General features: G+C 45.7%; 19 protein-coding genes and 1 pseudogene. 10 read left to right on the top strand and 10 right to left on the bottom strand.

All coding sequences use genetic code 11. The features are described 5' to 3' along the window. Window positions 1-93: 93 nt before the first annotated feature. The 4 genes and pseudogenes from ASL14_RS16515 to ASL14_RS16495 form a co-directional block, all read right to left on the bottom strand. The gene (locus ASL14_RS16515; RefSeq protein WP_134912501.1) at window positions 94-1,212 is read right to left on the bottom strand and encodes a slipin family protein; all 1,119 of its coding nucleotides are present in this window, start codon (window positions 1,210-1,212) and stop codon (window positions 94-96) included. A gap of 1,200 nt (window positions 1,213-2,412) precedes the next feature. Beyond that, a pseudogene (gene ribD, locus ASL14_RS16505) lies at window positions 2,413-3,512 on the bottom strand (bifunctional diaminohydroxyphosphoribosylaminopyrimidine deaminase/5-amino-6-(5-phosphoribosylamino)uracil reductase RibD). Next, the gene (locus ASL14_RS16500; protein ID WP_134912499.1) at window positions 3,509-4,273 is read right to left on the bottom strand and encodes a GTP cyclohydrolase II; all 765 of its coding nucleotides are present in this window, start codon (window positions 4,271-4,273) and stop codon (window positions 3,509-3,511) included. Before ASL14_RS16500 ends, ribD begins: the two are co-directional and overlap by 4 nt. A 32-nt stretch (window positions 4,274-4,305) precedes the next feature. Then, on the bottom strand, window positions 4,306-5,409 hold the full coding sequence (locus ASL14_RS16495; RefSeq protein WP_134912497.1) for an FAD-dependent monooxygenase: 1,104 nt from the start codon (window positions 5,407-5,409) through the stop codon (window positions 4,306-4,308). Window positions 5,410-5,760: 351 nt separating this feature from the next. Between ASL14_RS16495 and ASL14_RS16490 the strand changes: the two genes are divergently transcribed. Continuing rightward, entirely contained in the window at window positions 5,761-6,093 is a 333-nt protein-coding gene (locus ASL14_RS16490; RefSeq protein WP_044644569.1) for a winged helix-turn-helix transcriptional regulator, read from the top strand. 127 nt (window positions 6,094-6,220) lie between these two features. Here ASL14_RS16490 and ASL14_RS16485 read toward each other — a convergent pair whose 3' ends face one another. Further along, window positions 6,221-6,604 (bottom strand): winged helix-turn-helix transcriptional regulator, encoded by a 384-nt coding sequence (locus ASL14_RS16485; protein WP_134912495.1) that lies wholly within the window; start codon window positions 6,602-6,604, stop codon window positions 6,221-6,223. A gap of 149 nt (window positions 6,605-6,753) precedes the next feature. Here ASL14_RS16485 and ASL14_RS16480 point away from each other — a divergent pair, with 149 nt between their 5' ends. Next, on the top strand, window positions 6,754-7,272 hold the full coding sequence (locus ASL14_RS16480; protein WP_134912493.1) for a DJ-1/PfpI family protein: 519 nt from the start codon (window positions 6,754-6,756) through the stop codon (window positions 7,270-7,272). Between the two features lie 35 nt (window positions 7,273-7,307). Here the strand turns inward: ASL14_RS16480 and ASL14_RS16475 are convergent, their stop codons facing one another. Continuing rightward, complete coding sequence (locus ASL14_RS16475; protein ID WP_134912491.1) at window positions 7,308-8,384, bottom strand: DUF1835 domain-containing protein; 1,077 nt, start codon at window positions 8,382-8,384, stop codon at window positions 7,308-7,310. Between the two features lie 115 nt (window positions 8,385-8,499). On the opposite strand from ASL14_RS16475, the gene ASL14_RS16470 reads away from it, so the two are divergent. Then, the gene (locus tag ASL14_RS16470; RefSeq protein WP_134912489.1) at window positions 8,500-9,204 is read left to right on the top strand and encodes a YoaK family protein; all 705 of its coding nucleotides are present in this window, start codon (window positions 8,500-8,502) and stop codon (window positions 9,202-9,204) included. Between the two features lie 7 nt (window positions 9,205-9,211). On the opposite strand, the gene ASL14_RS16465 is transcribed toward ASL14_RS16470, so the two are convergent. Then, window positions 9,212-10,387 (bottom strand): alanyl-tRNA editing protein, encoded by a 1,176-nt coding sequence (locus ASL14_RS16465; protein ID WP_134912487.1) that lies wholly within the window; start codon window positions 10,385-10,387, stop codon window positions 9,212-9,214. Window positions 10,388-10,409: 22 nt separating this feature from the next. Next, window positions 10,410-11,285: a LysR substrate-binding domain-containing protein gene (locus ASL14_RS16460; RefSeq protein ID WP_134912485.1), complete on the bottom strand. Its 876-nt coding sequence runs from the start codon at window positions 11,283-11,285 to the stop codon at window positions 10,410-10,412. 117 nt (window positions 11,286-11,402) lie between these two features. Here ASL14_RS16460 and ASL14_RS16455 point away from each other — a divergent pair, with 117 nt between their 5' ends. The 5 genes from ASL14_RS16455 to ASL14_RS16440 all read left to right on the top strand — a co-directional run bounded on the left by ASL14_RS16455 (window position 11,403) and on the right by ASL14_RS16440 (window position 16,067). Next, window positions 11,403-12,563, top strand: a complete 1,161-nt coding sequence (locus tag ASL14_RS16455; protein ID WP_134912484.1) for an MFS transporter — start codon at window positions 11,403-11,405, stop codon at window positions 12,561-12,563. Window positions 12,564-12,853: 290 nt separating this feature from the next. Next, on the top strand, window positions 12,854-13,384 hold the full coding sequence (locus ASL14_RS16450) for a MarR family winged helix-turn-helix transcriptional regulator (RefSeq protein ID WP_134912482.1): 531 nt from the start codon (window positions 12,854-12,856) through the stop codon (window positions 13,382-13,384). Between the two features lie 133 nt (window positions 13,385-13,517). After that, complete coding sequence (locus ASL14_RS16445; protein ID WP_134912480.1) at window positions 13,518-14,837, top strand: HlyD family secretion protein; 1,320 nt, start codon at window positions 13,518-13,520, stop codon at window positions 14,835-14,837. After that, window positions 14,821-15,093, top strand: coding sequence for an ABC transporter permease (locus ASL14_RS28160; protein WP_223264011.1), 273 nt, complete (start codon window positions 14,821-14,823; stop codon window positions 15,091-15,093). The genes ASL14_RS16445 and ASL14_RS28160 overlap by 17 nt, the downstream gene beginning before the upstream one ends. A 23-nt stretch (window positions 15,094-15,116) precedes the next feature. Continuing rightward, a complete protein-coding gene (locus ASL14_RS16440) occupies window positions 15,117-16,067 on the top strand; it encodes an ABC transporter permease (RefSeq protein WP_237171578.1) in 951 nt (316 codons plus the stop codon). Between the two features lie 88 nt (window positions 16,068-16,155). Here ASL14_RS16440 and ASL14_RS16435 read toward each other — a convergent pair whose 3' ends face one another. Beyond that, complete coding sequence (locus ASL14_RS16435; RefSeq protein ID WP_134912478.1) at window positions 16,156-16,716, bottom strand: NAD(P)H oxidoreductase; 561 nt, start codon at window positions 16,714-16,716, stop codon at window positions 16,156-16,158. Window positions 16,717-16,879: 163 nt separating this feature from the next. On the opposite strand from ASL14_RS16435, the gene ASL14_RS16430 reads away from it, so the two are divergent. Continuing rightward, complete coding sequence (locus ASL14_RS16430) at window positions 16,880-17,275, top strand: winged helix-turn-helix transcriptional regulator (RefSeq protein WP_134912476.1); 396 nt, start codon at window positions 16,880-16,882, stop codon at window positions 17,273-17,275. A gap of 100 nt (window positions 17,276-17,375) precedes the next feature. On the opposite strand, the gene ASL14_RS16425 is transcribed toward ASL14_RS16430, so the two are convergent. Next, window positions 17,376-17,960: a LysE family transporter gene (locus ASL14_RS16425; RefSeq protein WP_134912474.1), complete on the bottom strand. Its 585-nt coding sequence runs from the start codon at window positions 17,958-17,960 to the stop codon at window positions 17,376-17,378. 112 nt (window positions 17,961-18,072) lie between these two features. Between ASL14_RS16425 and ASL14_RS16420 the strand changes: the two genes are divergently transcribed. Then, window positions 18,073-18,627 carry a helix-turn-helix domain-containing protein gene (locus ASL14_RS16420; protein ID WP_134912472.1) on the top strand — a complete coding sequence of 185 codons (555 nt, stop codon included), beginning with the start codon at window positions 18,073-18,075 and terminating at the stop codon, window positions 18,625-18,627.

Below are 18,627 nucleotides of genomic sequence, written 5' to 3'. Positions count from 1 at the left end.
TGATGTAAAATACCACCCAAAGCTTGAGCCGTCTCGCGCTCATCTTTTGGGTGGTATTTTACGTTAAGGGGCGTGAAACCTACCGCTATCCCTCTATACGGTCCCCTGTCCGTCTTTCATGTGAACCAGCGTGTTCAACTGTTCCAGCAGCGTATTCCCGCCAGTCAGTGAAATCGTACCAATCTTCTCACAGATTTTTTCCAGAAACTCCAGTTCTTTGAGACGGTAAAGGGTGGCATTTTCGTCCATCAGCTTGGCGGTATTCAGCAAACTGCGAGTAGAGGCTGTCTCTTCGCGCCGTGTGATGAGATTGGCTTGCGCTTTTTTCTCTGCCAGCAGCACCGTGTTCAAAATATCCTTGATATCCCCTGGCAAAATGATATCCTTCACCCCTGCCGACGTAAAAGTGACCCCATATTCGCCGCTTTGCTCATTCAGACGGGTCAAGACATATTCCGCAATTTCCTGCTTCATTTTCAGCAAATCATCCAGCTTCATCGTTCCGACATATTCTCGCAGCACCAGTTGGAGCATAATGTACATTTGCTCCTCGAATGCCCGGAATTCCAGCGCCCGCAGTGGGTCAACAATGCGATACTGACAGACGAAGTTCAGGCGCAGTGTGATTTTATCCTCAGTCATGATTTCCTGCCCCATCAGGTCCATCTGCTGCTGTCGCAAATCTATCGTTCTGATCTCCGTGTTCACCGTCGACATCCAGAAATAATATTTACCCGGCTTCAGCTCGCCTTGCAGCACGTTATCATAATACAGGAAGCCCAGCTCATAGCTTGCCACCTGAAGCGCCTTCCAGAAGCCCTGTGTCTTGGCCAAAAAGGCTTGCCCCAGCGCCTTATCAATCGCAGGCTGCCGTGTATCCGCATGAACAAAACGATGCTCCTTGAGCACGTTCCAAAAAGCATATTTACCAGCGGGCAGCAGCTCCACGAACCGATTATCCTCATAATGCAGCACATATTCATAATCCTCTACATCGACGACAGTCAATTGCTCCAGTAGAACGGAATCCGTCAAAAACAAACGAATATCGTGATCCGGTACAAAAAATGGTTCAGCAACATTCAAAATCTCAACCGTTTCTTGCTGAAATGTCTTCAATACGTAAGTCCCCGGCAGCAGCAATTTGTAATAGCTTCCCTTTTTAAACAGCAGCCCGCGCTCATCCGATTTAATCGTTATTTTCTTAAACATCGTATCACTCCTAATCGTTAAAATCCTCAGCTTAAAAGTGTGCATTTTTATGTAGGGTGGCTCCGCGATCCATGTGATCTTCCGATCGCTGTTGCTGTGGAGTTCCTAGGATTGTATAAAACATTCAAAGGTAGGAATTCCACTGCAAAGGCGAACGCTTCGCTTCTTCAGATTCAAATGGACCGCTCTGCTGCTACCCGCCTTAAAATCAACACACTTTTAAAATGAGGATTCTTCATATTTATTCGTTGTAGTAGGGTTAGTGACCCTTGCAGAGCATCCCTCCGGTGCGGTGGGCGGGGCCAAGCTTAAGGAAAAAGGAAGTCACCGCCTGTTTCCGTGTTCCAAAGATAGAGTCCATCCGTCCAACTTCGACTGTGAACTCATATCCCCCGAAGCTTCGGAGCCTGTCAGCGCTTGCTCTTCCCGGTATCCACTGGCCGCATAGCCACCTCCCCGACTTCTGTCATGTGGACCAGAAACGGGATACTTTCATCCGGGTCTTTCCATTGGTTTTTTTCGATTTTTTGAATACTCTACCAAGAGTCGCGTGGAAGGCGATTGGGATTCGAACCCTAATTTGGTGGATACATCAGATTTACAGGATACCTCACCCGATCAGGCAGGCACTGCGGGACCATTTGAAATCCTCACCTCGGTAATATCTTTCTGTATCAGCCTTTATCATTATCACGCACACCCGCACTCACGAACATGGCGAAAGTATTACGACCCCATAAATAAAACAAAAAAAGACACCTGAGAAGCACATTCGCTTCCCTCGTGTCTTTTGTCATATTGCAATGTATGTAAACTTCCTCATTCCCTAAACCATTCACACCATTAGATGTTCACCCTATGAGTTATTCATCCCATTAACCATTCATCCTAATAAACGTTAAGTATACAAAGAAGGATCATCCAAGCTTTTTAGCCCTTCAGATCCTCAATCTTTGAAGTCTTTAAATCTTTAAGTCCTTTCGCCCTTCTCCCATACTACCCACCCACATTTCGGAAAAATGAGTTGCTTTGTGGCGGGTAGTAGCGGAGCGGAGAGGTTGAATCTGGAGAAGCGTGAGCGTTCGCCTTTGCAGTGGGATTCTTACCTCTACATGTCTTATACAATCCGAAGAATCCCACTGCAACAGCGATCGGAAGATCAACCCCTTCGCGGAGCGCCTCCCCCCACCACAACCCCACTCATTTTTCCCGCCCAAAATACCCTTCTATCTTCCAGTCCACGCCGACCTGCGTTACGCTCAAATCTTGTAGCGCCACCGCATCGCTCATGGCGGACACCCCTTCTCCCCGAGAAAGCCCGGTGCTGCACGCCCTCCAACCAGCTTCGGCGCAATATACAGCACGAGCTTGTCTGCCAGTCCTTGCTGCACGAACGAAGCGTTCACCTCGGCCCCGCCTTCCACGAACACCGAAGATACCTCCGCTGCGCCCAAAATATCCAGCATTTGCGGCAGGTTGACCCGATCACTGTTTTCATCCTGTGTCGGATATACCTTTACACCCAACTGTTCCAGCAGATCCCGCTTGCCTTCATCATAAGCACGTCCTGTAAATATCCAGGTAGGTGCCTCGCCATCTGTAATGACACGGGCATCCAAAGGAATACGTAGCGTGCTGTCCAGAATGATGCGAATCGGATTCCGGCCTTCCGGCAGACGAGTAGTAAGCTGCGGATTATCGTGAATGACTGTCTGTACACCGACCAGTATCCCTACATGCTCGTTACGAAGGCGATGCACATCTTCCCGTGCCACTTCGGACGTAATCCATTTGCTTTCCGAGGTCCGGGTGGCGATTTTGCCATCCAGCGTCACCGCTGATTTGATCGTGACAAAAGGTCGCTTGCTTACGATATATTGGTTAAACACTTCATTCATGCGGACAGATTCCTGCTCACATACCCCGACGATGACCTCAATACCCGCATCCTTCAGGATTTGTACCCCTCTGCCCGAAACCAGCGGATTAGGGTCCAGCGCCGCAATAACGACCCGACGAATGCCAGCCTTCACAATCGCTTCCGCGCACGGGCCTGTCCGTCCATGGTGGGAACACGGCTCCAGCGTCACATAAATCGTCGCTCCCTGAGCATGTTCACCCGCCATACGCAAAGCATGAATCTCGGCATGTGGCTCGCCGGGCTTCAGATGAGCGCCGATCCCGACGATGCGACCGTTGTTCACAATGACCGAACCGACGAGCGGATTCGGTTCTGTTTGTCCCTTGGCACTTTTGGCATTTTCCAGCGCCAGGCGCATATATTTCTCGTGAGTGGTCATAGAACCTCCCTGAAATCGAAATCCCGCAAATGGCCGGACCGTTCCACCTTCGTATTCAAATAGCGTTCATTATATTGCGACACATCGCCCCACAACGGCATACGCCCTGCCACATTCATACCGGATTGCTTCAAAGCCTCCAGCTTTTTAGGGTTATTTGTAATTAAGGTTACCGGTTTTTGTCTCAGATGACGGAGCACACTAATCGCATCCGCATAATTACGAGTATCATCTTCAAAGCCCAATTGGTGGTTGGCTTCAACGGTATCCATGCCTTCCTCCTGCAAAATGTAAGCCATCGCTTTGCTGAACAAGCCGATCCCGCGGCCCTCATGGTTTGCCAGATAGAACAGCGCACCCGTTCCGTGCTCAACAATCATTTTCATGGACTGGTGAAGCTGAAATCCGCAATCACAACGCTTGCTGCCAAAAATGTCTCCAGTATGGCAAATGCTATGCATACGAACAAGCGCATTTTCCGACTGTTGAAGATCGCCATACACCAATACGCTCGATTGTTGTCCTTCTGCCAAATCCAGCGTGGACAAGCGTTTCACAATCGTGTCAGTGGTGGCATTCAGCAGGTCCTGACGATCTGCCTCATCCCGTACAGGCAACCAGCAGTACCATTGGAAAACAACTGTTTCCCCTTCCAAATTAACTGGCAGCTTGATCGGTCCTACCAAAATTGTCGAAGATTGCTCTCCGCGAATCGTTTGAATTTTATCGTTAAGTAGCGTAGCTACGTCTTTTGGGTTCATCTCTCTACACCATCCTTTATATAAGCTTACTTCTATATGATTTGATGTTCTGCTTGTAAAAAATGTTCATGAAACGTGGATTCCATCGTAAGCTGTCGTTCCTGAAGCTCGGTGACAGCCTGCCGCCGCCCGTCTTCGAACGCCTTTAGGCCCGCTACGGTATATCCACCCTCCTGACGCAAACGAAGAAACTCACTCGCCAGTACATCGGCATCCTTCAATGCTGCATTCAAGCCAAAAGCTCCGGTAGGTGTCATGGTATGCGCCGCATCTCCAATAAGGACCAGTCCGTTCTGCGACCACGTATCACTGCGGCTACTGAAAATATCCAACGGTACGAAGTCCTTCCACGAACGAATGTGATCATGCACGTTATGCTCCAGATCGGGAAATGCATCTGCCAACAGCTGTATGAACGGTTCAAACGACTGCTTAAACAAGGTAGGAAAGCTGCCTTCCTCTACATTCCAGCCAATCTGAATATAGCCCTCAGCCTGCGAAAATAAAGACAACTGCCGCCCGTTGACCAATGCCAGACGTGTGACAGGCTCCCATCCGGCAGGTGCCGTAATTTTGGCCCACAGCAGATCATAGCCGTGTCTGATATTCGTCACTGGCATTTGCGCCAGCTTGCGCACGGTCGAATAGCGACCATCTGCCCCGACAATCACAGAGCTGCGAATCGTAACCTCATCGCCGTTCTTATCGCGGGCGGTCAAGCCTGTGTAGCCATGCTCGCTGTTGCCTTCCAGCGCAGTCACCGTCGTACCCGCCAAATAACGGAAGGACTCATACGTAGCCGCCTGCTTGAGCAGAGCCTCCAAAAAACGAGGCTGTGGAATGTGAACCCCCACATTACCTTCCGCTGGCTCAATCGTCTTCACCTGCTGCTGATGCTCCCAATATTCGATTCTCGTCGAAGCGAGGACGTACTCCTCATGAATTGGTTCGAGCAGCTTATGCTTTTGGATCACTTGCAGACCCTCATCATTTAAAATTTCGCCGCGAAAAGCCTTTCCCGCCACGCTCTGCCGCTCAACCAATATCGTCGAAACACCTTGCTCCGCCAACAAACAGGATAACAAGGCCCCGGCTGGTCCCCCTCCAACTACGCACACTTCACATTCCAGCTTCATCTGACTTCCTCCTGCGCCTAAACCATGACCTCAACAATTAGTCCGTACCTGCCAATTTAATTGCATCGTTATAATATCAAATTTTAAGCATTTTGCAACAATCCCAAGAGCGATTTCAAATCAGCAATATATAGATCGAAACGGTTTAGTTCGCCTATCTATTGTACTTTCGAGCGTTGGGAATCGAATGATGCAAATTGCTATATATACGTCCGTATCGAATCCATTAAGTTACTTTATGTAACAAAGTATATTTATATCATTCTGTTTCGTCAAGTAATAAATTTATGTAAAGTAAAATCATTTACTTTTAACAGTGGATCGTTAATAATAGGTGCATGAGGTGATCACATGAACATACCGCAAATGTGCCCACGGTTTGAAAAAGCTATGGAGTTACTGAGCAAGCGTTGGACGGTGTTAATCGTATTTCAGCTAACTAACGGTCCGCAACGTTTCGTCGCTATCGAGAATTCAATTCCCAATTTAAGCGGGAAGGTCCTTTCCGATCGCTTGAAAGAGCTTGAGGAGGAAGGCATTATACTACGTATGGTCTATCCCGAAAAGCCTGTTCGGATCGAATACTCCCTTACGGATAAGGGACGCGACCTAGCTCCATTGTTTGATCATATCGGCACTTGGGCTACCCGCTGGGTTGAAGTTTTGCCAGCAATTGAGCAGTAATAACCTGCGTTAAACCGACACGGACTCAGACTGCTAACATGCCAAAGAACGCCTTTGCCCCGAGCACAATTCGTACTCATCACGCAAGGCGTTCTATTTTCATATGACGGGTTGCCCTATGATTTACTTATATATCGCCGCGTTGCATTTCCTCACGAATGGACTGCACCCGTTTTTTCCCCCAATCATACATCATCTCTACAATCGGTAAAATCGTCATCCCCAGCTCGGTCATTGAATATTCCACTTTTGGGGGCACCTCGGGATACACTTCCCGGTGTACAATACCATCCTCCATCAATTCTCGCAGTTGATTGGTCAGCACTTTATGAGACAGCTTTGGAAACAGCCTTTGCAAGTCACTGAATCGGTGCGGCCCTTCCACCCCCAGATGCCATAAAATGACGACCTTCCACTTGCCGCTTAACACTGACAGCGTCAGTTCTTTTTCACAGTTATAGTCTCCGTTGACGATCTTCTCCCGTATTTCTTCTCTCAGCGTATCAGACATATATCGGTTAACTCCTTCTATTCCATCATGATCTTGCACCGTAATAGTAACCTGCAGGTAACCTCCGCACTTGAAAGTGCATTCTTCACAGCCTGACGAAGCCATTCTACAATAATAGATATCGTTTCACATTCAAGGAGGAATGAAGGATGAGTAAAAAGGCTCTTTTTATTATACCCCCGGAACGCTTTAATGAAGATGAATTGTTTAAACCGAAGGAAGCGCTGGAGCAAGCAGGCGTTACTGTGACGCTGGCCAGTACCCAAACAGGCGAAATTACCGGTGACTACAATGGGAAAGCAACCGCGAATCTGGTTATTACAGACGCGGTCCCTGCTGATTATGACGTAGTCGCTGTAATCGGCGGATCAGGCACGAATGATCATCTGTGGAACAACGCGGATCTCCAAGCCCTGCTGAAACAAACGCATGAGCAAAAAATTCTGTTGTCCGGCATCTGCGCAGGCTCTGTAGCCGTGGCTCAAACCGGGCTGCTCTCCGGCAGAACGGCAGCATGCTATCCAGTGGATGTGCAAAAGAATCAGCTCCAGACACATCAAGTCGAATATGTGACTCAGCATGTGGTTGCGCATAGCGACATCATCACTGCTGATGGTCCAGACGGCGCACAGGAATTTGGCGAAGCCCTCGTCCATGCCTTGCAGTAGGTTCGAGCCGAGCCCCAACATTATAGGTAATACGATCAAGCATTTTCAGGCCCTTTTTTTATTGGACTTGGAGATGCTTTCTTTCTAATACTATAACGTCTCATGGCTCCTGGAACGCCTTTGATTTCTAGCATTCCCTCATAAATCAGGGCTCGAAGCCGATACTCGAAAAATTCATCTCCCATCTGCTGATCCAGGTGTCCCATAGCTTCTCCGATCACTCTTGCTGATTTGATAAAATCAGGCTGTGCTTGCTGCTTGTGCAACTTATCCACCTTACTCAAAATATAGGCATCATAATAGTTTTCTTCTACATTAACGATGCTCTCATCTTTCCATATACGTAGCACCTCAGGCTTCATCGCCAGCTCACACCATTCTTCCGCCATTCGTTCTCTTTCTTCTGGTGTTAAAGAAACACCCTTGTCCTCTCGACTTAGAATAGCTTGTAGTTTGTCGGCAGGTATCTCGCCTGATCTCAAGCCTGTAGCATCCGGACGTTTAAATACGCGGCTGTAAGCATCTGCCGCATTTTTAATCCGAATATCGTTAGACATATTCCTCAGCAGGTACATGCTCAAACGAAGCCCCACCTGCTCAGGGGCATTGCTCCCCGTCCAGATCGTAATATCCGCCTGCGCTGGAATAGCAGCAAACTGCTCCAGCAACAGAAAATCATCCCTTTCAGCATCCTCATCATGCTCATCATGCTCATCATAAATATGATCTCTGAACCATTCCCGCCTTTGCCTACGCCCCATTTCCTGCTGAAGCTGCCACAATGGGCCGATGGCATAGTTATCCCGAAAAGAAATAACCCGATGTGTATCTTCCCATCCCAGTTGTTTGAGTGCTATTTTCATACTCCCTGCAAAAGAATCGCCAATCACGATATGCACCTGCGTACCACCCTCGTCAGGCTTCCACCATGAGCGTCTGTTTTGAGTCTCAAGCAAGTAATCATATAACTCTGATACTTGCTCATACAAATCATCTTTAGAAGCTTCGTTCCGTTTCACAGCTTCTGTCACTTGTATGATGTCTATCAGCCATAATCTTTGTTCGCCCGCAGTCATGCTGCGAATTGCCTCCACAAATCCTTTATTCTCCATGACTTTTTCTCCTTTTACACCTGTTTTTCGTGCCGCAGTGTCCAATGGAATTGTCGAATCAGAATAGTCGTGCTATGTTAGAGGAATCGACGTTGTAGCATAGGAGGCTTATGCCGTGAATATGAAAGGCAAAATCCATTTACATCAAGTAACGTCCGAATCGTTACGACTGGGCGCTTTACTTTCATTAGTAGGGGGTTTTCTGGACACATATACGTTTGTCGGAAGAGATGGTGTGTTCGCCAATGCTCAGACAGGCAATATCGTATTACTGGCTGTCAAAGCCATTCAGGGAAACTGGGGTCAGGCGTTAGCCCATATCCCGCCCCTGATCGCCTTTTCGCTGGGTGTTTTTATAGCCGAAGGGATTAAGAGAAAATCCACCCACCGCCTGACACCGGACTGGGCCCGTGCCATTCTACTGCTGGAAATTTTCATTTTTTTCATCGTGGGTCTGATTCCGCAGGGGGTTCCCAATACGGTGGTGACGGTGATCGTCTCATTCGTTGCTTCCGTTCAAATGACTTCCTTCCGCAAGCTCATTGATGCGCCGTACACTTCCACCGTCAGCACCGGGAACCTCAGATCTGCCACAGAGGCGGTGTATATCGCCATTACGACCAAGGACACGAATGCTGCCATTCGCGCCATGCGTTACGGTGTCATCCTGATCACCTTTCTGGTCGGGGCTTTTCTGGGAGGTTTTTTGACGTTAGCTATTGGGGATAAAGCCATCTGGGGCGCTGTCGTAGCACTCATTTTTTCTTTTATTTTATTTACGGAAAAAGAACATAAGTGGAAGCTACCCCTGAGCCACTAATCCTGCATTAACCCTGAATAAACTGCCGCTGGGCGGTTTCAAAAAAGTTCAAAAGGTCTTCACGGGACGAGAATGCTGCCTGAGCCGATTGGTTGCTGCCGCCACCCTTACCCTGAAACGCGCCCAGATGCTCTTTAAAGTATGCTCCGCAGGCAACATGCTGTGTGCCGTTATGTGTCAGAATGATTTTGTTTTCTGCTGTTGTGGCTAATAATACAAGTAAATCATGTTCAGATGTCAGCTTGGCAGCCATTTGCTGTACTTCCTGAAAGGTTTTTTGTTCAAAAATATGAGCCAGAACCTGCCCCTGAACAGCAGAAAGCAGCTCTGCTGCCTGATACGAAGCATTTTCCTCTTGCAGGATGTCCACTTGTGCCTTGAGCTGCTTGTGCTCCTGCTCCCACTTTTCAAAGCGGGTCAAAATATCCTTGCGCCCGGTGTTAAACCTCGCAGATAGCACGTCCAAAATCCGAAGACTTTCGTTAAAATCCTGAAGCGCGCGAAGGCCACATTTAAAATGGATTCTCACCAGCCCCTTTTGCTTCTCCCATTTCAGACATTTGATCATTCCAATTTCCCCGGTTCGGCCGACATGTGTACCGCCGCAAGCATTGTATTCAATACCTTCAATCTCGACAATGCGGATATTCTCCGTTACTTTAGGCATTTTTACAAGTGGAATGTCCTTCAATTGCTCGTTCGTCACTATATAACTTTGGATGCTACGGTTACTATAGATTTGCCGATTCACTTCCTTCTCGATGGCGGATAACTGCGCAGGTGTCAGTTCAGAACAGTTTACATCAATTGTGGCGTACTCTTGTCCCAGATGAAAGCTTTCCGTCTGCGCTCCCAGCAGCTCCCGACAAATCGCCGACAACAAATGCTGTCCACTATGCTGCTGCATATGATCAAATCTGCGCTCCCAATCCAACGTACAAGCTACCTTCTCACCCTCCGGCAAACATTCGACCTGATGCCAAATATCGCCCTCTTCCAGAAAAACATCCACCACCGGAACGCCCTGAATCGTTCCCGTATCACATGGCTGGCCCCCTCCATGCGGATAAAAAGCCGTTTCCTCCAGCATAACAAAATATCCGCCGTCTCTTTCCATGCTGCGTGTAATATGAGTCTCCCACTCCGTAAGGGTCGGAGAAGAGTAATATAGTTTTGTCGTCATTCAAGGTTCCTCACTTTGGATTTCAATTTTTAAAAAACATCTCCATTTTTTGAATGAAGGCCTTTGCGGCTGGACTTACATATTTATCTACACGATAAAACATTTCTAAATGTCGGGTAGGTGCATGCTTGATCGGAATAGCACGAACCCCCAGTGACCCGAAGCTTTCAATCAGTTGGCTCGGCTGAATCGTAGCTCCTATGCCTTCTTTCACCAGTTGAAACAGGGACGTGGCTGATCCTGTTTCCATCAAAGGATGGATCAAAACGCCTTGATCTTCACACCAACGATCCACCAGGTCGCGCCCGACAAATCCTTTGGGAAACATCACTAAAGGCACTTTGGCCAAATCTTCCGGTACCACCATATCTCTGTCTGCTAAATCATGTTCTGTATTCACATACAAGCTGTGCGTTTCCGTATAAAAAGGAATCCGGTGCAAACGATGATCCGAATGAATCCCCAAGCCTACTCCAATATCCACTTTATTATCGAGCACTTCATTGTAAATATCAATCGAGGGAATGACCTGAACCTTCGTATGAGGAAACTCCTTGTGAAAGCTGATCAGTACAGGAGTCAGTCGATAATCCAGGTCAGAGGGCAGAACCGCAACACGCAAATGACCGGTATGGAGATGGGTCAGATCAGATATAGCGTTTTTCGCATTTTCCAATTGCTGAATGACTTGTGAAGCGTAGTGCTCCAGAAGCTCGCCTGCTTCCGTCTTTACGGTTTTCTTGCCGATACGGTCAAACAAAGGGACTCCCACCTCATCCTCTAATACCCGTATTTGCTGACTCAGCGTAGGTTGCGAAATCCCCAGCTTGTAGGCAGCCTCGGAAAAATGCAGCTCTTTGCACAATCGGAGAAAATATTGCAATTGCCGAATTTCCATGGAATCTCGCCTCCAAATCATAGCTTATAACTATTGTTTATATAGAATAAATAGTATTGATCTATTATAGAACGAAATCTACAATGAGTTCAATGTTAAAGAAAAGAGGTGTTTTGTATGCGTTTGGTGTATCTCATCCTGATTATATTTTTTATCTCCTTAAATTTAAGACCCTCCATTACTTCCGTCGGGCCTTTACTGGATATCATTCAAGCTCATTTGGGATTAAGCGGGGTGACTGCCAGTTTAATTACGGCGCTGCCTATTTTCTGTATGGGCCTCTTCTCTCTCTCATCTATCTGGCTCCAGCGTCGCTTAGGTGTTGAAAGATCTTTGCTTGCAGCCATGCTGTTGATCCTCATAGCCACGTTCCTGCGCATGTTCGTTCATCATACTTCCTTCCTGCTCGCTACCGCTGTATTCTCTGGAGTGGGCATCGGAATCGCTGGACCCTTAGTTGCGGGGTTTATCAAAAAATATTTTCCCGAGAAACCAGGGTTAACCGGGCTTTATTCCGTTTCCATGGTAATCGGTGCAGCCGTTGCATCCAGCTTTTCTGTGCCACTTTTCCGACAAATGGACTCTTGGCAGCACGCTCTAAGCTTCTGGAGCATTTTAGCGGTTCCCGCTGTGTTACTCCTTCTCCCCCTGCTCCAAAAAAGAGAAGCTCCTGCAAAAAACCTGCGGAGTTCGTCTTTCTTGATCAGGAATAAACGGGTACATTTATTTACTTTATTTTTTGGCTGTATGGCGGGTATTTTTTACGCTGTGACTGCTTGGTTGGCCCCCATCGCGCAAGCTGCGGGTTTAGACCATGCTCAAGCCGGTATGGTGCTTACCCTATTTACCTTGATTCAAATCCCGGTAAGCTTCTTCATCCCTCTTCTTGCCGGTAAATCAGGAAACAGAACAACATGGCTGCTTCTATGTGGCTTATCTGAATTGATCGGCATTGTCCTGCTGATGATACACTCTTCTCCTTGGGTAGCTGCTATTTTCCTGGGCATTGGAGCTGGTGGATTGTTTCCTTTAGCACTACTCATTCCAATCGAAGAAGCAGCACATACAGAAGAAGCCACCTCATGGTCTGCCATGATGCAATTTGGAGGATATTTGCTAGGCTCTCTGGGACCTGCCTTGATCGGACTGAGCTTCGACCTGTTTCAAACGTTTGTGCCAACCTTGTTCATACTGGCTATGATCATATGTACGATGATGGTGGCGGGTATAAAAATAGGGAACAAATCTAAACTTCCGCTTTCCGATAAAATTTTATAAACTCCGTATACTCTCCTTCAAGCTTCACTTTCTCATATAACTAAAAAAAGGAATCGTTGATCGCAACGATTCCTTTCATTTTTGGAACCAAAATATGCACTCACTTATGTGCTTTCCTTCTTACAAATGCTAGAGTTTATCCGTAGAATAAGCTCTACCATGGTCTGAGGACTTTTGACAGAAGCACAAGGAATCTCAATAAAATTTAGCTTGTAATTAAAATATTATTGTATTATGATTAGCCAGCTAACAAAATTTTAAATATAACTTCCAGTCGAAAGGAGAACCCTATGGATTTTGATTTACGGGATTTGCCCACTCGTGAAGCACTTCAAGAATTTTCTATGCGTATTCCTGAGATTGATATCAGAGCCACAGAAGCCATGCTTTTCTTTATGCGCGTATCCTCCAGCACTTTTAAAGTCAGTTTTGAGGGCTTTGAGAAATTCGGTATTTCACACGGGAAGTTTTCAGTATTGATTCTCTTGTATCGAAACACGAATACAGGACTGATGGCTACAGAGCTTGCAGAGAAAGTGGGAATAAGCAAACCTACCGTTACCGGACTCATTGACCGCCTAGAGCGCGATGGTTTTGTCATTAGACAAAGTCACCCTTCTGACCGCCGTATGAGTATCGTCAAACTGACTGACCAAGGGACAGAATTGATGGAGTGGCTACTGCCTGTACATTTTACAAGCACCTCCAAGCTGATGAGCCACCTATCCACCGATGAAAAAGAGTTATTGCTGACGTTACTGCAAAAAATAGAACTCGGCATTCCCCAAGCACAAGAAATATATAAAAAAGCGAAACCATAATAACTCTAAAATTTAAATTTTAGTTAGCCGGGTTACTTTTTAATTTTAAAATAAATAATATCCTACATACCCTATTATTTATTCTATCTTCATGCCTAAGCCAATTAATTACTTAAAGGAGCGTATTTACTCAATGAATCGCACACAAGTCACCAGTCTCATTATTCCTCTAATTTCTATTGCCTGTCTTATTGGCGGAGGTTTTCTCCTTCAAACCAACGGACAAGACCAAGTCAATGCTTCACGATCTGTTAAAGGTACAACACTGAATTCGGACAGCATTCATGTATCCTTTGAACAAGTGGCCGGAAAAGTCCTCAGTATTCCAGTAAAAGAGGAAACTCCCGTAAAAAAAGGTACTACTCTTATGACGCTGGACGCCAAAGATGTAGATTTGCAAATTGAGCAACTGCGAACACAAATTGCCCAGTTCAACACACAGATTAGCCAACAACAAAAATCAATTGACTTAGGTTATGCACGAGCTGTAACTCAAGAAAAGCAGGCACAGCTTGATATTGCGCAATCTCAAGTAACTCAAAGTAAGAGTCACGCGGCATTGCAACGGGCGGAAGCGGCTGAGCGTCAAGCCACAGCAGCGGAAAAGCATGTCAATGATGGTGCTCGACATGAGGACATTCAGCAACAGCGAATTGCAGTAGCCTCCGCAACCAAAAGCGTTCAGACGGCCCAAACTAACTATAATCGTAACAAAGCACTATATGATGCAGGAAGTGTATCCAAAGCTGCATTGGATGATGCCGAGTCATCATTGACTTTAGCTAAAAATCAGTTGAGTCAGCAACAAGAGTCTCTGCAAAAGCTGCTCAATGGCGCAACCACAGAAGAACGAATGCAAGCCAAAGAGCAAACGACACAAGCATCTGTTGCTGTAAAACAAGCAGCGGAAGAAATTCGTGGTGCCCAATTGTCCGTGGATCGTTCCAAAACACAACTGGAAACCATTCAGCAAAGTCGTCAACAGCTAGCAGATCAGAAGCTGGCCGTTGATCTTCTACAGCAACAAAAGGAAACACAGGAAGTCCAGCTTAAAACGTTATTACTCAAAAAAGAACGTCTGGTGTTGAAAGCACCGCAGGATGGCAAGATCACTGCTATCAGTACCAAAGTGGGCGAAAACGTGGGACAAGGGTCTCCCGTTATTACTTTAGAAACCAACGAGTTATACTACGATCTCTACGTGAACGAAGACCAAGTGGGGAAATTTAAAGCCAATAAAGAAATCAAAACCCACATCTCCGCTCTAAATAAGGACCTGCAAGGTACTGTACGTTATGTTACATCTGCACCACAATTCGCTAATGTAAAAATGTCTCGTGAAAAAGGTGAGGCGGATACGGCTACATTCCAAGTACGTGTGTATGTACCAAAAGAGTCCTCTTTGCTACCGGGTATGACAGTTGAGGTGAATACTGATGAAATCTCTTCGTGATGAATGGGCGTACCTGGTCCACTCCAAGTATCCGATCATAGCTATCATTTTCCCGCTGATTGCAGTGCTGGGATATTCACTGCTACTCCCAAGCAGCCAAATTAACGAAGCTAACGTAGTCGTGGTGGATCAAGATAACACAGCCTATAGCCGTGAGTTCATCCAGAAAATAGATGCCTCCCCTAATATGAACGTGGCTGAGGTTGTTTCATACAGTGACAACCCTGAGCAATATTTTATCACGAGAAATTTTTAGCTGTTATTTCTCTGCCGAAGGGTTTGGAGGCCAATCACAATCGTTCCCTTTCCAGTCGTGTGGGGCTGATTCTGGATAACACCAATGTGCAATCTATTACTTTGATTCGCACGGCCATGCAGGAAATTAGCGTATCCGAGAATATGGGGCTGTCCGTTCCAGCTATTATGAAAACCGGAATGAATGCGGAACAGGCCCAGGGAGCCCTAAATGGTATTGCTCTGGAAGTACGTTCCCTCTTTAATCCAACCAATGATTATCAGAATACATCAGTGCTTGCATTTACCTGTATGTTCTCTTTTATGATGCTTAATATTAACAGCTTGCCTCTGATTGCCAGACTAAGGGTTTCCAAAAGGTTGGCTGCCGAACTTCAAAATCCGTTCAATATATTGCTGCGTATTCTTCCTTACACGCTGTTTTCGACGGCAGGTTTAATCTTCTCTCTTGGAGTACTTAAAATGTTTGGGGGCAGTCGTTTCGAGGCCAATCCGGTTCTCTTTATCATTCCGGTTGTTCTGTACGTATTCGGTACAGTTTGTCTCAATATTCTGGTAGCATGGGGAGCCGCACATCCGGGAGTAGCCATCGGCAGAATGGTTATTGTACTCATGCCTGCTTTTGTGCTCTCGGGAGCCGTTCTCTCAAGATCGTTGTTTCCCCCTTTAGCGATCCAAATCGGTGATTTCTTTCCATTTGCATGGCTGTACAAATTCGTGCGCTCGATGGGACTGCGTGGTGCGCCTTTACAAGAAATGCTTCCCGAGCTTGGATCACTGTTACTATATGTCGGTGTACTCTCCATGCTGGTCATAGCCAGAGCGCTGTGGGAAAAGCAAAAGCTGGCCAAAAATGCTACAGGCGATGCTCCTGGAATGGGGGCAACTCATTCCGTTGGTCCAACTAGCACGCCTGGCGGGATATCTGTACAAGGAGGACCGCCAGCGCCTATACACGAGCCAATAAAAGGGTAGCTATCCCCAGTTCATACTTAAAATAAAAAGCACCTTTCAAATCACTATAAAAGTGGTTTTGAAGGTGCTTTGGGTAGCTACCTCAGGTTTACTTATATGCTCGGCCTAATTGATAGGCGTGCTCCAGCAAACCTTCAATGTATTCTTTCGATTCGGACAAGGTATCGTAGAAGAACTCAACCTTGGACTCTCTCACTCTTGCGTAACCAGCAATGGCTTTATTCAAATATTGAGTTACCAGATCGTGGTATTCATACTTGATCAGATGTTCTTTCGTCCCTCCCGCCAAGCACATCCACAAAACCTGCTTTGTCGTAAACTCCTGAAGTAAACCTATGTTCCACACTTTATCCAGGTATCCCTTTAGCATGGAAGGGACACTGTACCACCATAGAGGAAACACAAAGACCAAAGCATCCGCGGCCACAATTCTATCCATTTCTTTCCGTGTTTCAGGAGCATATTGTTTATGAGGTGAATTCCAATCCAACTCATCTGCTGCGCTGTACACCGGATTATACCCGTCCCGATCCAAGTCCAGAATATCTACCTCGTGCTTATTCTCCTTCAATCCCTCTACAAAACGATTCATGACCGCAAGGGTAAGTGAATCTTCTCTGGGATGCGTAACGACCAATAGAACTTTCATATTATCCTAACCTTCTTTCTCCTCATCGTTGGTGAACCCTGTCTACAGATGCTATTATGGTTGATATATATGAAGGTGTGAAGTACGCACCTCAAGGTACTGTAGGTACTTTAAGGTTCCTTAGTGCTTTTCATGTACTACAGATCCGAGGGGAGAAAAACAAATGAAAGATAACGCCAAAACATATATGCTCGGGATTGAAGCGACCTTGGAGGTCATCGGCGGGAAATGGAAAGCCATCATCCTGCACCATCTAACCAGCGGCAGAAAACGTACATACGAGCTCCGTCAGCTCATTCCGAAAATCACCCAAAAAGTGCTTACCCAACAGCTTAGAGAGCTGGAAAAGGACGAAATCATCCACCGCATTATCTATAACCAGGTTCCACCCAAAGTAGAGTATGAGCTTAGTGAATACGGATGGGATTTTAAAGATCTGCTCGATCGTTTTTGCTTATGGGGAGAAGAACACTTAGACAGGGTTTATGGTGATAAAACAACGGTGCTGGAGGAATATTCTGTGGAAGAGCCTTGTGTGGAAAAAAGTAAAGCAGAATGAACGGCCTTTTCGCCATCGCTTCATCTGCTATCCGCCTAAATACAAAACAGTCCCAATGAAGAGTTCCTTCAATGGGGCTGTTTGTATTACTTGCATGCCTTCATTCTACAAGGATCGAAATTGCACTATACACTAATAACAAAGCCATTATTATATTAAACTGACTTCTATACTTAGATAAGAACTTTTGAAAAACGGAGCCAAACACACTCCAACAGAATGTACTCATAAAACCAACAAAAGCTAGAAATAACGAATACATCATCAAGCTGAAATTTGAATGGTGATATGGAAGGATGAAGGTTGATATAGCAGTGATACCATATAAAATTCCTTTCGGATTGATAAATTGTAAAAGCATACCTGTTAGAAAACTGTTATTCTTGCCCCCATCATTATCTTTACCATTATCTTTACTCATAATTATTTTTACAGCCAGATATAGCATATAGGCTGCACCCAGGATCGTCATCACAAATTGAATTTTGGGAATGAAATTTTCAAGCAACAAATTAAAATAACTACTCAATAACATGATTACAAAGAAACCTGCACCTACTCCTGAACAAAATCCAATTGTCTTTTTAAGTCCGTATTTATTAGCAAATAGCATGGCCATAATGTTATTGGGGCCTGGCGTAAAGCTGGTAACAAACACATATAACAAAAACGATAATAAAGGCACTTTGGAACCCCCTCTTTGATGTATGCTATAATGTCCAAAAAGAACAATATAACGTCTTACGTTTTATTGTACAATACAGACGTTATATTGTACACAAGTACAGGAGGTATTTATGGAGACGATCAATCTGATCATTGCCAAAAACTTAAAAGCCTTTAGAGAGAACAAGAAATTAAGTCTGGAAAGGGTCGCAGAACTCACCGGAGTAAGTAAAACGATGATCGGTCAAATTGAAAGAGGCGAATCCAGTCCTACGATTACAACGATTTGGAAAATAGCCAATGGATTAAAGATTTCTTTTACTTCATTAATAAATAATCCACAGCCAGATACAAAAGTGATTTTAGGAAGTGAAATTCAAATATTAACAGAAGACAACGGAAAATATCGCGCCTATCCCCACTTCCCCTTCGAAGATGATAGACGCTTTGAAGTTTATTCAATCGAGATAGAACAAAACGGCTTCCTAAGTTCCAATTCGCACGGAGAGGGAACGGAGGAGTTCTTAACTGTCTTTGATGGAGAATTAACTGTCCGTGTAAATAACCTTGAATATACAATAAGAAGTGGTGATTCCATCCGTTTCAAAGCGGACAGACCCCATACCTATCATAATTCAGGTGAAACATTAACTCGATTAAGTTTGGTCATATACTATCCAATGTAA

This window comes from Paenibacillus sp. IHB B 3084, from assembly GCF_001447315.1.
Lineage (GTDB): Bacteria > Bacillota > Bacilli > Paenibacillales > Paenibacillaceae > Paenibacillus.
This window is presented reverse-complemented; position numbering and strand designations above follow the sequence as displayed.